The sequence below is a fragment of the Leptospira idonii genome, from assembly GCF_004770995.1.
Classification (GTDB): domain Bacteria; phylum Spirochaetota; class Leptospiria; order Leptospirales; family Leptospiraceae; genus Leptospira_A; species Leptospira_A idonii.
On the sequence record NZ_RQHW01000040.1, the window covers coordinates 1 to 4,102 of the forward strand.

The 4,102-nt window shown below is 33.1% G+C and carries 4 protein-coding genes; all 4 read left to right on the forward strand.

Going from position 1 to position 4,102, the window contains the following annotated elements; translation table 11 throughout:
- Positions 1–91 precede the first annotated feature (91 nt).
- The 4 genes from EHS15_RS10550 to EHS15_RS10565 all read left to right on the forward strand — a co-directional run bounded on the left by EHS15_RS10550 (position 92) and on the right by EHS15_RS10565 (position 3,892).
- Entirely contained in the window at positions 92–709 is a 618-nt protein-coding gene (locus EHS15_RS10550) for a TauD/TfdA family dioxygenase (RefSeq protein ID WP_135760538.1), read from the forward strand.
- Positions 706–1,611, forward strand: coding sequence for a hypothetical protein (locus tag EHS15_RS10555; protein ID WP_135760539.1), 906 nt, complete (start codon positions 706–708; stop codon positions 1,609–1,611). Before EHS15_RS10550 ends, EHS15_RS10555 begins: the two co-directional genes overlap by 4 nt.
- 172 nt (positions 1,612–1,783) lie before the next feature.
- Complete coding sequence (locus tag EHS15_RS19395; RefSeq protein WP_246052075.1) at positions 1,784–2,743, forward strand: nucleoside 2-deoxyribosyltransferase; 960 nt, start codon at positions 1,784–1,786, stop codon at positions 2,741–2,743.
- A gap of 171 nt (positions 2,744–2,914) precedes the next feature.
- The gene (locus EHS15_RS10565) at positions 2,915–3,892 is read left to right on the forward strand and encodes a hypothetical protein (protein WP_135760540.1); all 978 of its coding nucleotides are present in this window, start codon (positions 2,915–2,917) and stop codon (positions 3,890–3,892) included.
- The last annotated feature ends 210 nt before the right edge of the window (positions 3,893–4,102 follow it).

Sequence of the window (4,102 nt, forward strand, 5' to 3'; positions counted from 1 at the left end):
ACATTGGCTACTGTCACTCTCCTTGCAAAAGCAAGCGTCGTGCCAGTCTAGCCAACGTCGGTAAGCCTAGTTCGTTATACGCCATTACATAATGAACCAAAACCATATAAAAATTAATAAATGCATCCAGCTTGACCAAATTGAATGTATAGTTTCAGAATTTGGGGAATTGGCAAACATAGATGGAATTAATAAATTTCATGATATTAGCCCAGGAAGATATCGCTCCAAAAACTCCCTTTCTTTTAGATACGAACTAGGATCGTTTCCATATCATTCAGATACTGCTTACTGGCAAGATCCGGCAAAATATCTTGTTCTTTATTGCAAAAATCCGGGTTCAGGAAACAGAACAACTAAATTCATTAGTCTCGAAGATATACTTAATTCTCAAATTAAAGAAAGTATTTTATTCGAAAATTATTTTCTTATCAGAAAAAACTTTTCTAGCTTTTATAGTAGAGCTATCACTAAGCTTAATAACTCTTTTATAATGCGTTATGATATAGAATGTATGACTCCAATGAACAGAAATGCAGAAGATTTCGCATTATTCATGAGTGAAATTGAAAAATCAATAAAACCTTATGAGCATAAATGGGAACCTGGTGATTTGTTAATTATTGATAACAAAAAAACAATACATGCTCGATCATTTAGTCATTTGGAAGACACAGATAGAATCTTAAGAAGAGGCCTAATCATATGATATGGGATAAAGATTTATTAATTGGAAAAGCAATAGATTTCCTTGAAAAAGCAGAAAATTCAGAACAAAATGACTCAACCAGACCATTGTTCTATTCATTTGCCTTAGAAATTCTTTGTAAAGCAACCCTTTCAGCTATACACCCAACCCTTGTTGCAGACCCTCAAAATGAAGGTCAAAATATTCTTTATGCCCTTGGATTCAAAATTAATTCTCAACCAAAATCACTCCCAGCTCATTCAATATATAAAAGAATTTCTTTCATATATGAAGAATTCTTAGACATTCATGTAAAATTTTGTGAGTATTTTTCGAGCTTACGAAACGAAGAGTTGCATTCCGGCGAATCACCTATGAACTCCATTAGTGAAAAAGAATGGCTACCTAGATTCTATGAGATAGTTAACTTGCTCTGCAAGTTTATGAAAATGGATATGTCAGAATTGATTGGTAAAGTTGCCAAACAAAATGCTATTGAATTAATAGAAAAGCTAGATAAAGAAGAAGAAAAATTATTTAAAGAAAAAGTAAAATCACACAAATTTCTATATAACTCAAAAGATCAGTCTACGAAGGAACAAATTAAAGAAGAAACGACAAACTTCAATAAAGCGAGGCTTAAACATGGTATGGAAACAGATGATTGTCCAGCTTGCGGAAATGTAGGATTACTCTATGGCAAAAGAATTCAAGAAAAAGAACCGAAATATGATGGATCTGAGTTTTACGTAGAGGTAGTTTTTCAATCTACTGGATTTATTTGCAAATCGTGTGGACTAGAGCTAAAAAATCAGAAAGAAATACTTTCTGCAAATTTAAAAATTAGATATCCTCAATACGAAAATTTAGATCTTCATGATTTTTTTCAACCCGAATATGAAGATGAATACATGAATATGTAACGGCGTATAACTACGGCTTACCGCTTCACTTCGAGACTCGCAAAGCTCGCTCTCGTTCGGGTTTCACCACATTGGCTACTGTCACTCCCCTTGCAAAAGGCAAGTGTCGTGCCAGCATAGCCAACGTCGGCAAGCCTAGTTCGTTATACGCAATGCCTAACAGAATACAATTATGAACATAGAAAATATTTTTGGAATCGAATGGACGCGAAGAGAAATCACGGCAAGTGGTGACCTTACGTTCAATTTATTTGAACACCCAGATTTTGGAATAATCCTGATTACATATGATGCTTTCTCAGAAGACTATTCAAGTTTTCAGAAAGATGAGCATTATAAATTTCAATCCATATTGCGGCAAAACCATTTATTAAAAAAAAAGACTCTAATATGTTGTAAAAGTGAAAAATTAGCGTTATCAAGTTCTAATCCCAAAAATAAATTAATAGTAACTCTATCTGAATTATTATTAGAATTTCCAAGAACTATTCTAGAGAATCAAAAGCTTGCTTTATTGAATTTAGCAAAAATTAGCCCAAATTATGGAAACTCAATAGAGAATTTTAAGCATTATGATTTGTTTGCAAAAGATTTACATGAGGCACTATTTATCTTAAGTGTTCTGAAAGAAAAAAAGCAAATAGAATTTGATATCTCAGTTATTCATGATAATAAAATTTTCATAAGACAGCCTATATTAATTAAAGAACCAGGATGGGTTGAAATTGAAAAACTGGAACAACCTCATTTATCAAAGCAAGTATTCATAGCTATATGGTTCGATCCTAGCATGAATCAAGCATATCAAGAAATTGAAAATGCATGTAGAAGTAATGGGTACACACCTATAAGAATTGACTACAAACAGCACAATAATGAAATTTCTGGTGAAATTCTTTTTGAAATAAGAAAAAGCAAATTTCTTATTTCAGAAGTAACTGGGCAGAGACATGGTGTCTACTTTGAAGCAGGGTATGCAATGGGCTTGGGATTACCAGTAATATGGTGCTGTAAGCAATCAGATTTAAGTAACGTCCATTTTGATACTAGGCAATATAATCATGTTGTATGGGATACTACACAAGAATTATTCGATAGACTAGAAAAAAGAATTAGGTCTACAATATATTAAGGCACTGCGTATAACTACGGCTTACCGCTTCACTTCGAGACTCGCACTGCTCGCTCTCGTTCGGGTTTCACCACATTGGCTTTCCGTCACGCTTCCTGCGAAGCAAGAAGACGCGCCGTCCGCCAACGTCGGTAAGCCTAGTTCGTTATGCGTCATGATTAATAATATTATATGATAACATCGGAAAAAGTGCCAATTTACAATTTATCTTTGAATTCAATAATTCAAAACCATGAAAAATGTGAGATAATTATTTCGAATATTAAAAATCGCCAATCAAATCCATGGAGATTTGCTCTGATTTTTGAAAACAATGATCAGCTCCTTTTGAATGAAAGTAAATTAAGTAATTATCATACAGAAAACAACCAAAATCTATTATATAACAAATCTTATTCTTTACATACTTCAAATTTAATTATCGAATATGAAGACTTTCCTGACGAGGAAGAGGGAAAACCTCAAAATCTAGTCAACAATTTTCTTCAAAACTTTTTCTCTCTATTATTAGGATTTCTCCAAAGAAGAAGAGTTTTAATACTCCCGGTAAAAATTCAAAATAGCACGAATCACGCAATATATCTTGGAAATATTATCTCAGCTGAATTTACAGACTCACTAAGCTTTGGTATCCCATTAATAAATATGCAAAATTTATTCCCAATTCTTTCAAATTTCTGCATATCACCAAATTTCGAAAAAATTGTTAACGAAACATTTATGATACTTCTTAGATACAAAGAAGCAATCAATTTACCATATAGTTATGAAAGAATAGAAATATTTTGGAAAATACTCGAAACTCTCGGTATTGAAAACTCTTTAGAGTCAAATTTTATAACCTCATACCAAAGAATTAAAAACCTTTTGGGAATGACAAATAATTCAAAATCTCTCAAGAAAATTATTGATGTACTTGTCAGATATAATATTCCATTTACTGACGATGAAATAATAAATAGTTTTAACTATAGAAATAAATTGACTCACGAATACTTAAGTGTTGAATTGTTAAATGATCCAAATATATCTTCAATCTTTAACTTTTTAAACAAATCCACAGAGCTCTTAATCCTGCATAAACTTGAATTTGACTCAAGCATACACATTAGTCGATATTTCGGGTCGTCCCAACATCGAGTAACATAATCACGACGCATAACTACGGCTTACCGCTTCGCTTCGGGACTCGCACTGCTCGCCCTTGCTCGGGTTTCACCACATTGGCTACTGTCACTCCTCTTGCAATCGCAAGCGTCGTGCCAGTCTAGCCAACGTCGGTAAGCCTAGTTCGTTATGCGAAATTCTCAAAACCCTAATAATTCTATGACTATAAAAGAAAAAGAAACTCTCGCAGAT